At 69.9% G+C, this 16,795-nt stretch carries 12 protein-coding genes and 1 tRNA gene; 7 read left to right on the forward strand and 6 right to left on the reverse strand.

From position 1 onward, the window contains the following. Positions 1 to 104: 104 nt before the first annotated feature. Positions 105 to 1,502, forward strand: a complete 1,398-nt coding sequence (locus tag AB0E77_RS04545; protein ID WP_361565400.1) for a SidA/IucD/PvdA family monooxygenase — start codon at positions 105 to 107, stop codon at positions 1,500 to 1,502. Positions 1,503 to 1,524: 22 nt separating this feature from the next. Here AB0E77_RS04545 and AB0E77_RS04550 read toward each other — a convergent pair whose 3' ends face one another. Further along, the gene (locus AB0E77_RS04550) at positions 1,525 to 3,333 is read right to left on the reverse strand and encodes a 5'-nucleotidase C-terminal domain-containing protein (RefSeq protein WP_361565403.1); all 1,809 of its coding nucleotides are present in this window, start codon (positions 3,331 to 3,333) and stop codon (positions 1,525 to 1,527) included. 213 nt (positions 3,334 to 3,546) lie between these two features. Here AB0E77_RS04550 and pyk point away from each other — a divergent pair, with 213 nt between their 5' ends. After that, on the forward strand, positions 3,547 to 4,983 hold the full coding sequence (gene pyk, locus AB0E77_RS04555) for a pyruvate kinase (RefSeq protein ID WP_361565406.1): 1,437 nt from the start codon (positions 3,547 to 3,549) through the stop codon (positions 4,981 to 4,983). Between the two features lie 6 nt (positions 4,984 to 4,989). On the opposite strand, the gene AB0E77_RS04560 is transcribed toward pyk, so the two are convergent. After that, positions 4,990 to 5,745, reverse strand: a complete 756-nt coding sequence (locus AB0E77_RS04560; protein WP_361565409.1) for a helix-turn-helix domain-containing protein — start codon at positions 5,743 to 5,745, stop codon at positions 4,990 to 4,992. A gap of 105 nt (positions 5,746 to 5,850) precedes the next feature. Continuing rightward, positions 5,851 to 5,924, reverse strand: a tRNA-Leu gene (locus AB0E77_RS04565). Positions 5,925 to 6,026: 102 nt separating this feature from the next. Between AB0E77_RS04565 and AB0E77_RS04570 the strand changes: the two genes are divergently transcribed. The 5 genes from AB0E77_RS04570 (at position 6,027) to AB0E77_RS04590 (ending at position 13,161) form a co-directional block, all read left to right on the forward strand. After that, the gene (locus tag AB0E77_RS04570) at positions 6,027 to 6,683 is read left to right on the forward strand and encodes a response regulator (protein ID WP_361565412.1); all 657 of its coding nucleotides are present in this window, start codon (positions 6,027 to 6,029) and stop codon (positions 6,681 to 6,683) included. Positions 6,684 to 6,837: 154 nt separating this feature from the next. Further along, the gene (locus AB0E77_RS04575; protein ID WP_361565415.1) at positions 6,838 to 7,245 is read left to right on the forward strand and encodes a hypothetical protein; all 408 of its coding nucleotides are present in this window, start codon (positions 6,838 to 6,840) and stop codon (positions 7,243 to 7,245) included. Next, entirely contained in the window at positions 7,242 to 7,898 is a 657-nt protein-coding gene (locus AB0E77_RS04580; protein WP_361565417.1) for a hypothetical protein, read from the forward strand. Before AB0E77_RS04575 ends, AB0E77_RS04580 begins: the two co-directional genes overlap by 4 nt. Positions 7,899 to 7,900: 2 nt before the next feature. Further along, a complete protein-coding gene (locus tag AB0E77_RS04585) occupies positions 7,901 to 12,607 on the forward strand; it encodes a putative T7SS-secreted protein (protein ID WP_361565419.1) in 4,707 nt (1,568 codons plus the stop codon). Continuing rightward, the gene (locus tag AB0E77_RS04590) at positions 12,604 to 13,161 is read left to right on the forward strand and encodes a hypothetical protein (RefSeq protein ID WP_361565421.1); all 558 of its coding nucleotides are present in this window, start codon (positions 12,604 to 12,606) and stop codon (positions 13,159 to 13,161) included. Before AB0E77_RS04585 ends, AB0E77_RS04590 begins: the two co-directional genes overlap by 4 nt. A gap of 166 nt (positions 13,162 to 13,327) precedes the next feature. Here the strand turns inward: AB0E77_RS04590 and AB0E77_RS04595 are convergent, their stop codons facing one another. Genes AB0E77_RS04595 through AB0E77_RS04605 form a run of 3 tightly spaced genes read right to left on the reverse strand, consistent with a single transcriptional unit; the run spans position 13,328 to position 16,790 of the window. Next, a complete protein-coding gene (locus AB0E77_RS04595; RefSeq protein WP_361565424.1) occupies positions 13,328 to 14,044 on the reverse strand; it encodes an ABC transporter ATP-binding protein in 717 nt (238 codons plus the stop codon). Continuing rightward, positions 14,041 to 14,958 (reverse strand): ABC transporter ATP-binding protein, encoded by a 918-nt coding sequence (locus AB0E77_RS04600; protein ID WP_361565427.1) that lies wholly within the window; start codon positions 14,956 to 14,958, stop codon positions 14,041 to 14,043. The genes AB0E77_RS04595 and AB0E77_RS04600 overlap by 4 nt, the downstream gene beginning before the upstream one ends. A 5-nt stretch (positions 14,959 to 14,963) precedes the next feature. Beyond that, the gene (locus AB0E77_RS04605) at positions 14,964 to 16,790 is read right to left on the reverse strand and encodes a branched-chain amino acid ABC transporter permease (RefSeq protein WP_361565429.1); all 1,827 of its coding nucleotides are present in this window, start codon (positions 16,788 to 16,790) and stop codon (positions 14,964 to 14,966) included. Between the last annotated feature and the right edge of the window lie 5 nt (positions 16,791 to 16,795).

Consider the following 16,795-nt stretch of genomic DNA (forward strand, 5'->3'; position numbering starts at 1 on the left):
CCTTTCGGGTTCTGATCCCCGGGCTTTCCGGGCGCGGACACATCCACGCGGCCACCCTGTAATCGCCGTCCCCGCGCCCTCTCCGTGGAAGGACACCCCCCGCGATGAACACCCCCGACACCCCCCGCGACCTCGTCGGCATCGGCATCGGCCCCTTCAACCTCTCCCTCGCCGCCCTCGCCGACCCCCTCACCGCACTGGACGCCGTCTTCTACGACCAGCGCCCCGCCTTCCACTGGCACCCCGGCCAGCTCATCGACGGCACCCGCATCCAGGTCCCCTTCCTCGCCGACCTCGTCACCCTGGTCGATCCCGCCAGCCCCTGGACCTTCCTCAACCACCTACGCGCCCGCGAACGCCTCTTCCCCTTCTACTTCACCGAGCGTTTCCACATCCAGCGAGCCGAGTACGACGCCTACTGCCGCTGGGTCGCCGAACACCTCCCCGCCCTCCGCTTCCACCACCAGGTCGACGCCGTGCGCTGGAACCCCGAACGCCGGCTCTTCGAGGTCGACCACACCCGACTCGACACCGACGGAGAAGCCGAGGCCCTCGGCCGCACCCACACCCGCAACATCGTCCTCGGCATCGGCACCGAACCCCACGTCCCCGACCCGCTGCGGCCCCTCGTCGACGCCCCCGGCGTACCCGTCGTCCACTCCGCCGACTACCTGGCCCACCGCGACACACTCCTCGCCGCCGAACACATCACCGTCATCGGCACCGGCCAGTCCGGCGCGGAGATCTTCCTCGACCTGCTCCGCCACCGTCCCGCCGGCCGCGAACGCCTCCACTGGCTCGGCCGCACCGAGGCCTTCGCCCCCATGGAGTACTCCAAGCTCGGCCTGGAGCACTTCACCCCCGACCACACCCGCTACTTCCACAGCCTGCCCGAAGCCGTCCGCGACCGGCTCGTCGCCGCCCAGTGGCAGCTCCACAAAGGCATCGACGCCGACACCAGCGCCGACATCCACGACGAGCTCTACCGCCGCACCCTCGACGGCGGCTGGCCCGACACCGTCCTCACCCCCGGCGTCCGCGTCCGCACCGCCGGCCGCCTCGCCGCCGGCCGGATCGAACTCCACCTGGAACACACCCGGCAGAACACCCGCTCCCGCCTCACCACCGGCGCCGTGGTCCTCGCCACCGGCTACCGCGAACGCCCCCTCGACCGCATCCTCGCCGGCCTCGACCCCTACATGCGCCGCGACAACCGCGAACGCCCCCGCATCGACGAACGCTTCCGCCTCGTCCTCGACCCCCGCGTCACCGGCCGCGTCTACGTCCAGAACGCCGAGACCCACACCCACGGCGTCGGCGCACCCGACCTCGGCCTCGCCGCCTGGCGCAGCGCCACCATCCTCAACGACCTCACCGGCCAGGAGCCCTACCCCCTGCCGGCCAGGACCGCATTCACCACCTTCGGCCTGCACACACGACGGCCCCAGATCCCGACCGCACGCCAGTACCGGGAACTCACCCCACTGGCGGACGGGATCTGAGGCCGCGCACACCCTCAGCGCATCAGAACACCGGCGTGCCGTCCCGCGTCAACGACCAGTCCACCGACGCGAAGTCCTTCGGGTCCAGCACACCCTTCGCCGTCACCCACTCGGCGATCCGCGTACGGATCTCCGTCGACTCCGACCACAGCTCCTTCGCCGACGCCACGTGCGGGAACGCGCCGCCGCCGTTGGCCCGGTAGTTGTTCACCGCCAGCACGAACTGCCGCGCGTCGTCCAGCGGAGCACCCTGGTAGGCCAGGTTCCTGATCCGCGAACCGGCCGCCTGCGCGATGTCGATCTCGTACGTCAGCCCCGACACGTAGTCGTAGTTGTAGTCCGGGCGGCCGTTCGCGTTCGTCAGCTTCTCCACGTCCACCGGCGCACCCGCCGCCGTCTGCACGAAGTACTCCGCCGAGAACTCCAGGTACGCCCGCAGCTGCGCCCCCGTCATCAGCTTCGCCACCAGCGTGTTGTCGTACACGTACAGACTCGACAGGTCCCGGATCGTCACGTCGCCGGCCGGGATCTCCGAGGTCCGCGAGAACGGCGACGCCTGCGCCAGCACCGGCAGCGACGCGTACTCCGTGCCCGCCAGCGCCTGGCGGACGACGTCCTCCTGCACCTTGGTGATCAGATCGATGATCGGCGCGTCCTTGTACCGCGCCTCCACCGTCGTCAGCGTCTCCGTGGCCGTCCCGACGACCTGGTTGACGTACGCCACGACCTTCGCGTGCTCGTCCGCCAGCAGCCTGCCGATCCGCGGATCGTCCTCCACCGTGCCGGAGTCACGCAGCGACGCCCGCACCGACTCGACGTGCCACCGGCCCCGCTCGAAGAACAGATCGACGTCGAACACGGTCAGCCGCTCGGCGAAGCACAGCGGCTCCGACAGCACGACCGTCTTCCCCGTCTTCTCGTTGACGACCTTCAGCTCCGGGATCTCCACGTGCGCGTGGCCCACGAGGATCGCGTCGATGCCCGGCACCTGCCGCGCCACATTCGCCGCCGCGTTCTCCACGTACGGCACCTGATCACCGTACGAGGACGTACCCGAGGAGCCGGAGTGCGCCGAGACGACCACCACGTCCGCGCCCATCGACCGCAGCTTCGGCACCCACTTCGCCGCCTGCTCCTCCAGACCCGGGAACGCCAGCTTCCCCTGCACGTACGCCTTGTCCCAGATCGCGATCCCCGGGTTGGTCAGCCCCAGCACCGCCACCTTCACCGGCGGCGCGCCCTTCACCCGGAACGTCTTCATGAAGTACGGCGGGAAGGCCGGCTTCAGCGTCTTGGCGTCCACCGCGTTCGCGCCCAGCAGCGGGAAGTCGCACTGCTCCTCGAACTTGCGCAGCGTCTCGATGCCGTAGTTGAACTCGTGGTTGCCGAGCGCCACCGCGTCATAGCCGATCGCGTTCATCGCCTGCGCCATCGGGTGCACCGGGCCGCCCTTGGCGGTGATCGGGTCCACCTTCGCGTAGTAGTACGTCAGCGGCGTGCCCTGGATGGTGTCGCCCGCGTCCAGCAGCAGCGTGTTGTCCCGGCCCCGCTCCTCGCGGATCCGGTTCACCAGTGTCGAGATCCGGGCCAGGCCCTGGGCGTTGCCCGCGGCGTCCGTGTACTCCGCGTCCTTGAAGTAGTCCCAGTTGAAGACGTGCCCGTGCAGGTCGGTCGTGCCGAGCACCGTCAGCGCGTACCGCTTCGGCTTCTTGTGGCCCCGGTGCGCGGAGGGCGACGCCTCGGCCGCCGGAGCCGCCACCGCGCCGGCCAGCGCCACCCCCGCCCCCGTCACGGCGGACCTGCTCAGGAACTTCCGGCGGTTCAACGGCATGGCTGGTTCTCCTCGGTGACCCGACACATCATCAACAACGCGCGTAGATTCCGTCGTGAGCAGGGCTCATGTCAAGAGTGAGAAGCGGATTTCACGCTCATCGGAGCGAGCCCCTGCACAATTCAACACTTGTCAATGACCCTTTACTCAGAGGTTGTTGAGTCGTCATGTGTGGCCAATTCCCTACCCGGCGGTAGGTCATAGGCTCGACCCATGCGCCGAGCAAAGATCGTCTGCACACTTGGGCCCGCCACCGATTCGTACGACCAGATCAAGAGCCTGGTCGACGCAGGAATGGACGTCGCCCGCTTCAATTTCAGTCACGGCACCCACGCCGAGCACGAAGAGCGCTACCACCGGGTCCGCAAGGCCTCCGACGAGACCGGCCACAGCGTCGGCACCCTCGCCGACCTTCAGGGCCCGAAGATCCGGCTCGGCCACTTCGCCGAAGGCCCCGTACTCCTTGAACGCGGGGACGCCTTCACCATCACCGTCGAGGAAGGCGTCGCCGGCGACCGCCACACCTGCGGCACCACCTACGCCGGCCTCGCCGACGACGTCACCCCCGGCGAACGCATCCTCGTCGACGACGGCAAGGTCTGCCTCGAGGTCACCGACGTCGACGGCCCCCGCGTACGCACCACCGTCGTCGAGGGCGGCATGGTCTCCGACCACAAGGGCCTCAACCTCCCAGGCGTCGCCGTCTCCGTCCCCGCCCTCTCCAAGAAGGACGAGGACGACCTGCGCTGGGCCCTGCACGCCGGCTTCGACGTCGTCGCCCTCTCCTTCGTCCGCAGCGGCCGCGACATCCTCGACGTCCACCGCATCATGGACGAGGAGGGCCGCCGCCTCCCCGTCATCGCCAAGGTCGAGAAGCCCCAGGCCGTCGAGAACATCGAGGACATCGTCGCCGCCTTCGACGGCATCATGGTCGCCCGGGGCGACCTCGGCGTCGAGATGCCCCTCGAGCAGGTGCCGATCGTCCAGAAGCGCGCGATCAAGCTGGCGAAGCGCAACGCCAAGCCGGTCATCGTCGCCACACAGATGCTCGACTCCATGATCGACAACGCCCGCCCGACCCGCGCCGAGGCCTCCGACGTCGCCAACGCCGTCATCGACGGCACGGACGCCGTGATGCTCTCCGGCGAGACCAGCGTCGGCAAGCACGCGACCGACACCGTGCGCACCATGGCCCGCATCGTCGAGGCGGCTGAGGAGGACATCCTCGCCAAGGGCCTGCCGCCGCTGACCGACCGCAACAAGCCCCGCACCCAGGGCGGCGCCGTCGCCCGCGCGGCCGCGGAGATCGGCGACTTCCTCGGCGCGAAGTACCTGGTCGCCTTCACCCAGTCGGGCGACACCGCCCGCCGCCTCTCCCGCTACCGCTCACCCATCCCGCTCCTCGCCTTCACCCCGGAACCGGCGACCCGCTCCCAGCTCAACCTGACCTGGGGCGTGGAGACCTTCCTGGGCCCGCACGTGGACTCCACGGACGCGATGGTCGACCAGGTCGACGAACTCCTCACGGAGTACGGCCGCTGCCGGAAGGGCGACGTGGTGATCATCACGGCCGGCTCCCCGCCCGGGGTCTCGGGCACCACCAACCTCGTCCGCGTCCACCACATCGGCGAGGACGACAGTCCCCGGTAAGGCGTGTCAGTACTTGGGCCCGATGTGGGCGTCCATGAGGGCGACGGAGGCTTTGCGGGCGACGGAGATCGTCACGGCGGCGCGGTTCTGGTTGAGCGTCTTCCACTCGACGCCCACCCGGTCGAGGGCGGCGGTGAGGAGCCGGATGATGTCGGTCGACGTGTTGGTGAAGAAGTACCGAGGGTATTCGTAGCGCTTGCGTTCACCACCGACCAGCCGGGTCGTCCAGTTGGTGATGCGACAGCCGTCGGAATGGATCAGCCCACGGATGAACTCCCAGGGGTGAGCGTCGACGATCGCCTGTTGCCAGGGCGCCAGGGCGATCTCGCGCTCGTGCTTCCTGCCTGGGCCGTGCTGGGGAAAAATGGTCGGCCAGTGCTGGGAGTAGCTGGTCACGGCCACGCATCCCTGCTTCTGGGCGTGGTACACGCGGACGGCGGGGCGCACCTTGACGATGGCATCCGCGCACTCCTGGATCAATCCCGGCCATGCGTCCGCACATGCGATCCTGAGGTAATAGCCACTGCGTGGGTGGGCGCTGATGCATCCGTCTCCGAGATAGAGACCCAGGAGGTAGGCGTACGCCTCGTTATCGGCAGGCGGCCCCGGGTCTTGGGGTGCGATGCGGGGCAAGGGCGCCAGGCGATCCTGCCAGGAGCGGATTGCAGAGCGTGAAATGTCCGTTTCTCGGCTCACCGAGTTGAGGCTGCGCCCTTGTGCCACCAATGCCAATGCTCGCTTGCGTGTGCTGACGTCGTACATGAGGCCACTCTGCGTCGCTGACCGTGGTTGTGAGCAGCGAAAAGCGGATGTTCACGGGAACGTGGACATCCGCTTCGAAATGCGACCTTTGAAAGTGAGGAAAAGTGCCCCGGGTGGGATTCGAACCCACACTGAATACCTTTTGAGGGTATCGTCTCTACCGATTGGACTACCGGAGCTCCTGCGAATCGAAGATTTCATCCGACCCGCTGCCTGTCCACCATACCGCAGCTAGGTAGGCTCTTGTCAGCAGTATCCCTGCCCCGAACGAGGAGCCCCACGTGACCGCCCCCGAGTCGCCCCAGCCCGCTGACGTGCCCGAAGACGACAAGTCGCACGTGCCTCCGCTGACGACCCGTGTCGTCATCGCCGAGGACGAGGCGCTCATCCGGCTGGATCTCAAAGAGATGCTGGAGGAGGAGGGGTACTCCGTCGTCGGTGAGGCCGGTGACGGGGAGCAGGCCGTGGAGCTGGCCCGGGAGCACCGGCCCGATCTCGTGATCCTCGATGTGAAGATGCCCAAGCTGGACGGCATCTCCGCGGCCGAGAAGATCGCCGAGGAGAGCATCGCGCCGGTGCTGATGCTGACGGCGTTCTCGCAGCGCGACCTCGTGGAGCGGGCGCGGGACGCCGGGGCGATGGCGTATCTGGTGAAGCCGTTCAGCAAGAGCGACGTCGTTCCGGCGATCGAGATGGCCGTCTCGCGGTTCACGGAGCTGAAGGAGCTGGAGAAGGAGGTCGCGGACCTCTCGCAGCGGCTGGAGACGCGGAAGCTGGTGGACAGGGCGAAGTCGGTGCTGCAGACGCAGTACGGGCTGACGGAGCCGGCGGCGTTCCGGTGGATCCAGAAGACGTCGATGGACCGGCGGATGTCGATGCAGCAGGTGGCCGAGGCGGTCATCCAGGACGCCGAGGAGAAGAAGGCGGCCAAGGGCTGACGCCCGAGCACGCTCGAGTGGCCCGTGTTCCCTGTGCGGCAGGGGGCGCGGGCCTCGTCGTGTTGTCCGCACGGTCCCTCCACAGAACCGTCCGTCCGTCGGGTGGCGTCCTGTTCTAGGGTGCCGCCAGGCGCCGGGGAACGGGGGAGGAGCCGTGGAGCAGGCAGGGACGGTGCTCGCCGGGCGTATCGCCGAGCGGCGGGCGGGGGTCGGTGATCCGCGGGCGCTGGTGGGCGAGATGCGGAGAGCGACGTTGCTGGTTCCGCTGGCCGACGGCGGTCTGTGGAGTGTGCGTTCGGGTGGGGTGCGGTGGGTGTGCGCGTTCACCGACGAGGCCGCGCTGGCGCGGTTCGCCCTGCTGCACGCGCCGGGTGGCCGGCCCGTGGAGTACGCCGTGCTGTTGGGTGCCCGCATCGTCGACGAGGTCGTGCCGTCGCTGGGTGAGCCGGCGGGGCTGGCGGTGGACATCGCGACGGAGGACGGGTCGATGTTCTTCCCGCCGGTCGTGGGCATCGTGCCGGACGGGGTGGCCGTGGACGCGGGTGAGGGGGTGCGGGCGTGAGCGGGGACGGTCCCGACCTGCAGTTCGACAAGGCGGCGGTCGCGAAGTTCACCAAGGGTCTTGGCGGCACGATCGACCAGCTCGGTGAGATCGGTGACACCACGGGCTCGGTGATGGGCAAGGGCTTCTCCGAGCTGGCGATGACCGGCATGGAGGCCGGGCACCACGGTCTGTCGACGGACTTCGAGGATTTCTGCGAGCGCTGGGAGTGGGGTGTGCGGGCCCTGGTCCACGACGCGAGCGAGATCGCCAACCGGCTGGGCCTGGCGGCGGGCACGCAGTGGGAGCACGACCAGTATGTCGAGGGCGCGCTGAAGATCGGGGTGAACTCGGTGATGGGCGGTAATCCGCACGCGTCGGAGGAGGAGATCACCCAGCAGGGCTGGGGCGATGTGTTCACGCCGGACTATCTGGATCCGGACTGGAGTCCGGAGTCGTTCCAGCAGGCGGGGCAGGACATCTCGCAGACCTGGAAGGACACCGGCCGCACGGTGCTGACCGAGGGCGAGGGCGGGCTCCGGGCGGACCTGATGAACCGGGCGCTCGGGATCTCGGACGAGCAGTTCGACCAGGCCCTGGACGACGCGTTCGGTCCGTCGCCGGAGGAGCGGGCGCAGCAGCAGGCGCAGCAGGGTGAGTCCGGGGGGAGCTGAGCGTGGGTATCGGCGGTTTCATCAGTGACATCACTCCGGACTCGGTGGAGAACGCCGTCGAGGACGGTGTCGAGTGGGTCGGCAACCGGGTCGAGGACGCCGGTAACTGGACGGCGGACCGGCTGGAGGACGTCGGTTGGGAGTCCGGTGCGGACTGGGTGCGGGAGCAGTCCCGTTCGGTGGCGAACCGGATGGGTGCCGAGGTCGACGAGATGGATCTCGGGCAGACCGAGGACAAGACGAAGCTGATCTACGGCAGTGCGTCGAAGATCCGGTCGACCGCTGAGCGGCTGCGGGGGTTCCAGTCGTCGTTCGACAGCGTGGGTGACGGTCTGAAGGGGCTGGATTCCGCGGAGTTGAAGGGCAAGGCGGCCGAGACGCTGCGGAAGGTGGTGGGGAACCAGCCGCCGAAGTGGTTCAAGGGCGCCGACGCGTGCGAGGAGGCGGCCGGCGCGCTGGAGGCGTTCGCGGGCACGGTGGAGTGGGCGCAGGGGCAGGCGCAGACCGCGATCGACAAGTGGAAGGAGGGCACCAAGGCATCCGAGGAGGCGGCGGACGCCCACCGCAAGAAGGTCGACGACTACAACAAGGCCGTCGAGCGGTACAACGCGCAGGATGCGGACAAGCGGGACCCGTCGACGCTGCCGCCGCGTCCGGCGCAGACCTTCGAGGATCCCGGCAAGAAGCTGATGCAGGAGGCGCAGGACCTGCTGGCGGAGGCGCGCAAGCAGCGCAACACCGCCGCGGAGACGGCGCGCAGCGCGGTGCGTGCGGCGCGTGACAAGGCGCCGGAGAAGCCGTCGTACGCGGATCAGCTCGCCGGTGGTCTGCAGGAGGCGCAGATCATCGGTGATCACGTCGGCGGCGGGATCATCAAGGGCACCGCGGGGATCGTGAACTTCGTCCGCAGCGTCAATCCGACGGATCCGTACAACATCACGCATCCGGCGGAGTACGCGACGTCGCTGAACAGTCTGGCGGCGGGGCTGGTGGTGGCGGCCAACGACCCGGTCGGTACGGGCAAGCAGATGGTCACCGACTTCATGAAGGACCCGGCGGAGGGGTTCGGCCGGCTGATCCCGGATCTCGCGTTGACGGCGGCGACCGGGGGTGGCGGTGCGGCGGTCAAGGGCGTGCGGGTCGCCGAGGAGGCGGCGGACGCGGCGCGGCTGCGGCGGCTGGTGGACGACGCGCCGGACGGGACGCACAACCGTGTCGACGGTGAGCGTGTCACGGACGACACGGACCCGGTGGACCTGGCGTCGGGGCGGATGTTCCTGCCGCAGACGGACGTCGTGATCCCGGGCATCCTGCCGCTGGCGTTCACGCGGCGTACGGAGTCGGGGCTGACGTCGGGCAGGTTCCTGGGCCTGTCGTGGTCCTCCACGGTCGACGAGCGCCTGCTGGTCGACCCGGTGGGCGTCGTCCACGTGACGGCCGACGGCCTGCTGATCACGTACCCCCACCCCGTGCCCGGTGCGCCGACCCGCCCGCAGTCGGGCACGGCGCGGACGGTGCTGGCGCGGGACACCGGCGGCGACTACACGGTCACCGATCCCGAGAGCGGCGTGGTGCGCCGCTTCCCCGCCCCGGCGGGTACGGAGCCGGGCGGTGACGCCACCTGCTGGCTGTCCCGCATCACCGAACGCAACGGTCACTCCGTCGACATCGACCGCTCCGAGGGCGGTCTGCCGCTGGCGCTGGTCCACTCGGCGGGGCACGAGGTGCGGGTGACGTGCGCGGACGGCCGGATCACGGGGCTGTCCCTGGTGGGGCAGGACGGCACGGTGCACCCTCTGATGTCGTACGGCTACGAGGACGGCAACCTGACCGAGGTCACCAAGCCGTCCGGGGCCACGACCAGGTTCGTCTACGACGAGCGCCGTCGCGTCACCGCCTGGATCGACTCCAACGGGAGCCGGTACGACTACACGTACGACGACCGTGACCGTGTGGTCGCCGAGGGCGGCGAGGCGGGGCACGTCAAGATCACGCTGACGTACACGGAACCGGACCCGGAGACCGGTCACCGCACGACGACGTTGACCACCGCGGACGGTGCGGTGACGCGGCAGCGCATCGACGGCCGTTGCCGGGTGATCGCCACCACCGATCCGCTGGGGAACACCACCCGCCACGCCTACGACGCCCGCGGCAACCTGTCGTCCCGTACGGATCCGCTCGGCCGGACGACCGCCTTCGCGTACGACGATGCCGGCCGGCCGGTGACTGTGACGCAGCCCGACGGTGGTGAACTGCGGGCTGTGCGCGGGGCGTTGGGTCTGCCGACGGAGCTTCGCGGGCCGGACGGGGCGCGGTGGACGCAGGAGTTCGACGAGCGGGGCAACCGGACCGCTGTCACCGACCCGGCCGGGAACACCACACGCCTCGTCCACGACGAGGCGGGCCGTCTGGTCTCCGTCACCGACCCGCTGGGTGCCACGACGACCGTGCGGTGCGACGCCGCCGGGCGCCCTGTGGAGATCACCGATCCGGCCGGTGGTGTCACTCGGATCGAACGGGACGCGTTCGGCCGGGAGGTGCGGGTCACGGACCCGGCCGGCGGCGTCACCCGCCTCTCGTGGACTCCCGACGGTCTGCTCGCGTCCCGCACCGGACCGGATGGTTCCAGCGAGTCGTGGACGTACGACGGCGAGGGCAACTGCCTGTCCCGGACCGATCCGGCCGGCGGTGTGTCCCGGTTCGAGTACACCCATTTCGACCTGCTCGCGGCGCGCACCGGACCGGACGGCGCCCGCTACGAGTTCGCGCACGACGCCGCGCTGCGCCTGACCCGGGTGACCGCACCGCAGGGGCTGACCTGGAGTTATGAGTACGACGCCGCCGGGCGGCTGGTGTCCGAGACGGACTTCGACGGACGCACGGTCGCCTACGGTCTGGACGCCGCGGGGCAGCTCGTCACCCGCGCCGACCACGTCGGCGGCACCATCGCGTACGCGTACGACGAATGCGGGCGGATGGTCCGTAAGGACGCCGGGGGACGGGTCTGCTCCTACCTTCACGACCGTGCCGGGCGCCTGGTCCAGGCGTCGGGTCCGGACGGCGAGCTGGTCCGCCGCTACGACCGGCGTGGCCTGCTGAAGACGGAACTCGTCGACGGCAGGGCCGTGGACCTCTCCTACGACGCCGCCGGCCGGCGGGTGCGCCGGGTCACGCCGAGCGGCCAGGTCACCACGTACGCCTATGACGCCGCCGGGCGTCCGGAGCGGGTGAGGGCCGGGGCGCAGGAGATCTCGTTCGCCCACGACGCGGCCGGGCGGGAACTGGAGCGTGTCTTCGGGGGCTTCCTCTCCCTCTCCTCGGCCTGGGACGAGGCCGGGCGGCTGGCGGCCCAGCACCTCACGACCGGTGACCGCGTCCTCAACAGCCGGGTCTACGCCTATCGCGCCGACGGTCATCTCACCTCGGTCGAGGACCGGCTGTCGGGCACCCGTACCTTCGACCTCGACCCGCTCGGCAGGGTCACGGCCGTACATGCGCGGGGCTGGACCGAGCGGTACGCCTATGACGCGTCCGGCAACCAGACCGAGGCGTCCTGGCCCTCCTCGCACCCGGGTCACGAGGCCACCGGCCCACGCGCCTACTCGGGCACGACGATCGCCCGGGCCGGCAACGTCCGTTTCGAGCACGACGCCCTCGGCCGGGTCGTGCTCCGTCAGAAGACCCGTCTGTCGCGCAGGCCCGACACCTGGCGCTACGAGTGGGACGCCGAGGACCGCCTCGCCGCGGTGACCACCCCGGACGGTACGCGGTGGCGCTACCGCTACGACCCGCTGGGCCGGCGCACCGCCAAACAGCGGCTGGCGGCCGACGGTGGAACGGTGGCCGAGGAGGTCCGGTTCAGCTGGGACGGCATGACCCTGTGCGAACAGACCACGGTCGCCGAGGACCTGCCGAACCCGGTCGTCCTCACCTGGGACCACCGCGGACTCGTGCCCATCGCCCAGACGGAACGCATCCTGACGCCGGACGCCCGGCAGGAGGAGGTCGACCGGCGCTTCTTCGCCATCGCCACCGATCTGATCGGCTCCCCGACCGAACTGATCGACGAGTCCGGCGAGATCGTCTGGCGCACCCGCAGCACGCTGTGGGGCACCACCGCCTGGGCGCGGTCCAGCACGGCCTACACCCCGCTGCGTTTCCCGGGTCAGTACTACGACCCCGAGACAGGGCTGCACTACAACCTCTTCCGTCACTACGACCCGGAGACCGGGCGGTACACGGCCCCCGATCCGCTGGGGATCGATCCGGCGCCGAACCCGGTGACGTACGTCGACAACCCGTACAGCGCCGGGGACCCGCTCGGGCTCTCGCCGTATCCTCGGCGGCTCAACTACGACGAGGCGTCGCAGAAGGCCAACCAGGCGCTCTCCGACAAGCTGGACGAGATGCACGAGACGATGTCCCGGAGCAAGATCCGGGAGTACGCCATGGGGTCGGCTGGTGTCGATGTGCGTACCGGCGAGGTCGCGGTGGGCCTGAAGAAGACCGGGGCCGGTGACTTCTGTGCGGAGGATCTGGTCCGCGACGAACTCGTCCGTAAGGGTGCGAAGCCGGAAGATATCATCTACAGCGTGCCTCTGAGGCCTCTGAAACGGGTGCCGGAAGCGGTGTGTGTGCGGTGCGAAGGCCGCACGCTGCGTGAGCAGTTCGCACCGGGAACGACGTGGGAGAGTGACCTGCAGTGATCTTTTCGCGGACCTGGGACTGGGATTCCCTGGAGAGCCTGAGCGTTCCGGCGGCCGAGCTTCCGGCGCAGCTCGAGCGCCTCGTCGGGCCGGACGCCGACGAGCGGTCCCGCGCCGGCCGGCTGCTGTACTGCGAGGTCGCCAACCAGGGGCATCTGTACAGCGCCGCCGCGCCCTGCGTCGACGCGCTGACGCGCCTGGCCCGCTCGGGCACGCCGCTCACGCCGCAGGCGGTCAGCCTCCTCGAGTCGATCCTGAACGCCCGGAACGCCGGTGTGCGCGCCGGGCTGGAGGACGGGTCCGTCGACGTCACGGAGTACTGCAGGAGCGAGATCCTCGCGGCGTTGCCCCAGCTGCTGGGGCACGCGGACGGGTCGGACGCCGAGTACTTCCGCGAGGTCTGCTATCTGATCCCCCAGCTCGCCGACTCCTCCGGCGAGGTGGCCGACTTCCTGCGATCCGCCGCCGCGACGCTCGAGGGTGAGCTGCGCAAGGCGGCGGCCGAGGCGCTGGAGGAGGCCGAAGAGGTGCTCGAGGAAGGGCACATGCCGTAGTGGCCCCGGGGGCGGGAGTCCCGGCAGGGTGCCGGACGAGGCCGGTGCCGAGAGCCGGGAGGTCCGGGACGCTGTCCGGGAGTTCGTCGAGGCGGTGACGTTCGCGGATGCGGGAAGACCGCCACCTCGATGCGGTGGCGGTCTTCTCGGGTCGTGCGGTGCCGGCTCAGTCCTCGCCGAGGTACGCCTTGCGGACCGACTCGTCGTGGAGGAGGTCCTGGCCGGTGCCGGACAGGACGATGTTGCCGACCTCCATGACGTGGCCGTGGTCCGCCAGGGACAGCGCGGCCTGGGCGTTCTGCTCGACGAGCAGGATGGTGGTGCCCTGGGCCTTCAGCTCGGCGATGGTCGACATGATCTTCTGCATCATGATCGGGGACAGACCCATGGAGGGCTCGTCCAGCATGAGCAGCTTCGGCTGGGACATGAGGGCGCGCCCCATGGCGAGCATCTGCTGCTCACCGCCGGAGAGGGTGCCCGCGGCCTGCTTGCGCCGTTCGCCGAGGATCGGGAACAGGTCGTAGGCGCGCTGGATGTCCTTCTCGATGCCCGGCTTGTCGTCGCGGAGGAACGCGCCGAGGCGGAGGTTGTCCTCGATCGACATGCGGGGGAAGATGTGCCGGCCCTCGGGGGAGTGGGCGAGCCCGAGGGAGACGATCTGGTGGGCGGGGACCTTCTTGAGGGACTTGCCGCCGAACTTGATCTGGCCGCCGACCGGCTTGAGGAGCCCGGACAGGGTGCGCAGGGTGGTGGTCTTGCCGGCGCCGTTGGTGCCGATGAGGGTGACCACCTCGCCCGCGTCGACCTTGAACGAGATGCCCTTGACGGCCTCGATCTTGCCGTAGGCGACGCGGAGGTCCTCGACCTCGAGCAGTGCGGTCATCGGTCGTTCTCCTTGCCGGCCGAGGTGTCCGTGGTGGTGTCGGCCTGCGCGGCCTCCTCGGCGGCCTCCACCTCGGCGGCTTCCGCCGCGCCGGGGTCGTTCTCGAGGGGCTCGCCGAGGTAGGCGGCGACGACGCGTTCGTCGCCCTGGACGGTGGCGCTGTCGCCCTCGACGAGCTTCTCGCCCTGGACGAGGACGGCGACGCGGTCGCACAGGTTGAAGATGAAGCGCATGTCGTGCTCGATGACGAGGACGGCGATGCCCTTGTCGCGGATGGCGAAGACGAGTTCCTCGGTGGCCCGGGTCTCCTGGGGGTTCATGCCGGCCGTGGGCTCGTCCAGGAGCAGCAGGCCCGGTTCGCTGGCGAGGGCGCGGGCGATCTCCAGCTTGCGCTGCTCGCCGTAGGGGAGGTTGCGGGCGAGGTGCTCGGCCTTGTCGGCGAGGCCGACGAACTCCAGCAGCTCCAGGGCGCGTTCGCGGGACTTGGCCTCCGCCTTGTGGAAGCCGGGGCCGCGCAGGACGGCCGACCAGAAGCCTTCCTTGGTGCGGGTGTGGCGGCCCACGAGGACATTCTCCAGGACCGTCATGTTGGAGAACAGCCGGATGTTCTGGAAGGTGCGGGCGATGCCGGCGGCGGTGACCTTGAAGGACTTGGGCGGCAGGACCTTGTCCTTGTAGCGGACCTCGCCCTCGGTCGGGATGTACAGGCCGGTCAGACAGTTGAAGAAGGTGGTCTTGCCGGCGCCGTTGGGGCCGATGAGACCGACGATCTCGCCGCTGTTGACGGTGAGGTCGACGCCGCGGACGGCGGTCAGGCCGCCGAAGCGCATGGTGACGCCGCGTGCGTCGAGGACGGGGGTGCCGGGGGCGGGGGCGCCCGGGGTGGTGTCCTTGGTGGTGGTGTCGGTGGTCATGGTGGTCAGGCCCCTGTCTTGCTCAGGACTGTGGGCGCGTCGGCCTCTTCGTGGAACTCCAGCTGGCGGCGCCGGTTGGGGATGAGGCCCTCGGGGCGGAAGCGCATCAGCAGCACGAGTGCGAGTCCGAAGGCGAGGAGCTGGTAGTCGCCGAGGAACTGGAGCTTGTTGGGAATCAGGAAGAGCAGTGCGGCGCCGATGAGCGGACCGGCGATGGTGCCCATGCCGCCGAGCACGACCGCGGCGAGCAGGAAGGCGGAGTTGGGCGGGGTGGTGCCGGCGAAGAGGTACTGCTCGGGGGTGACGGTGTAGGTGACGTGCGCCTGCACGGTGCCCGCGAGGCCGGCGAGGGTGGCGCCGACGGCGAACGCGACGAGCTTGACGCGGAAGCCGTTGATGCCCATGGCGAGCGCGGCGGTCTCGTCCTCGCGGATGGCGACCCAGGCGCGGCCGATGCGGGAGTCGCCGCTGCGCCGGAAGACGAGGACGACGACGGCCGTGATGAGGAGCATCAGGAAGAAGTAGTTGGCGAACCGGCCGATGGTGAAGCCGGCGATGTCGTGCTGGACGCCGAGGTCCCAGCCGAGGATCTTCAGGTCCGGGATGGACGAGACGCCGTTGGAGCCGTTGGTGAGGTCCGGGCCCGAGGTGCCGTCCGTGTTGTTGGCCGCGATCCGGAAGATCTCACCGAAGCCCAGGGTGACGATGGCGAGGTAGTCGCCGCGCAGCCGCAGGGTCGGGGCGCCGATGAGGACGCCGAAGACCAGGGAGGCGACGGCACCGACGAGCACGGCCGCCCAGAAGGGGAAGTGCACGCCGAAGGGCGAGCTGGGCGAGCCGGAGACCAGCGCGGCCGCGTAGGCGCCGACGCCGAGGAAGGCGACGTAGCCGAGGTCGAGCAGGCCGGCGAGGCCGACGACGATGTTCAGGCCCAGGGCGACCGTGGCGAAGATGAGGATGTAGACGCCGAGAGTGGCGTACTGGTCGTCGGTCTGGGTGAAGGGGAAGCAGGCCGCCGCGACGAAGGCGCCGCAGACGGTGATGTTCTGGTGCCGGGCGGTGATCTGTGTGACGTGGGCGATCAGGCCCGACTTGTTGAGCGCCGCGAAACCGAGACCGGACATGATCAGGAAGCCGACGAACAGCTCGTCGTACTCGGTGCCGATGCCGTACGTGAACACGAGCAGGGCGACGGCGAGGACGGCGACGATGATCAGGATCTCGGCGTACGAGGGCAGCGCGCGCACCGGGCGCGGGGCGCCGGAGGCGAAGGCGGCCCTGACGGTCTGCCAGTTCTGGGCGGCGGAGTGCTTGAACTGCTCCCAGCCGGTGTCGTCCGGGTCGATCGGGTCCGGTGCGGGGCGCTCGAACGGCAGGGCGAGCGAGCCGAGCAGCGCGATCAGGGTGGCGGCCGCGACGACGTAGCCGCCGGGCTCCAGGTTCACCACGCCGCCGAGCTGCGCGCTGATCGCGATGACCGTGTACCAGGCGGTGACGAAGGTCGCGAGCGCGGCGAGCTTGACGGCCGCGTCGGCGCCCGCGGGGGCGAGCCAGCCCAGGCCCTTGACGCCGTACGAGGCGAGGCCGAGGAGGGCGGTGAGGGCGCCGCCGATCAGCACCAGGACCTGGAGGCCGCCCGGGTAGCCGTAGACGGTGAGGTCGCCGGGGAAGGCGGCGGTCCAGGTCCAGGCGAGGAAGGTGGACAGGACGCTGAGGACGCCGCCGCCGGTGGCGAGGGCACGTCCGACGTGCGGGGGTATCCCGATGAGGCCGGCGGGCGCACCCGTGGTGGGGGTGTCCGGGGTCTTCGAAGCGGTGGTCTGTGTGGTCATCGGTG

It is taken from the genome of Streptomyces sp. NPDC032940 (assembly GCF_040636935.1).
In the GTDB taxonomy this organism is placed as follows: domain Bacteria; phylum Actinomycetota; class Actinomycetes; order Streptomycetales; family Streptomycetaceae; genus Streptomyces.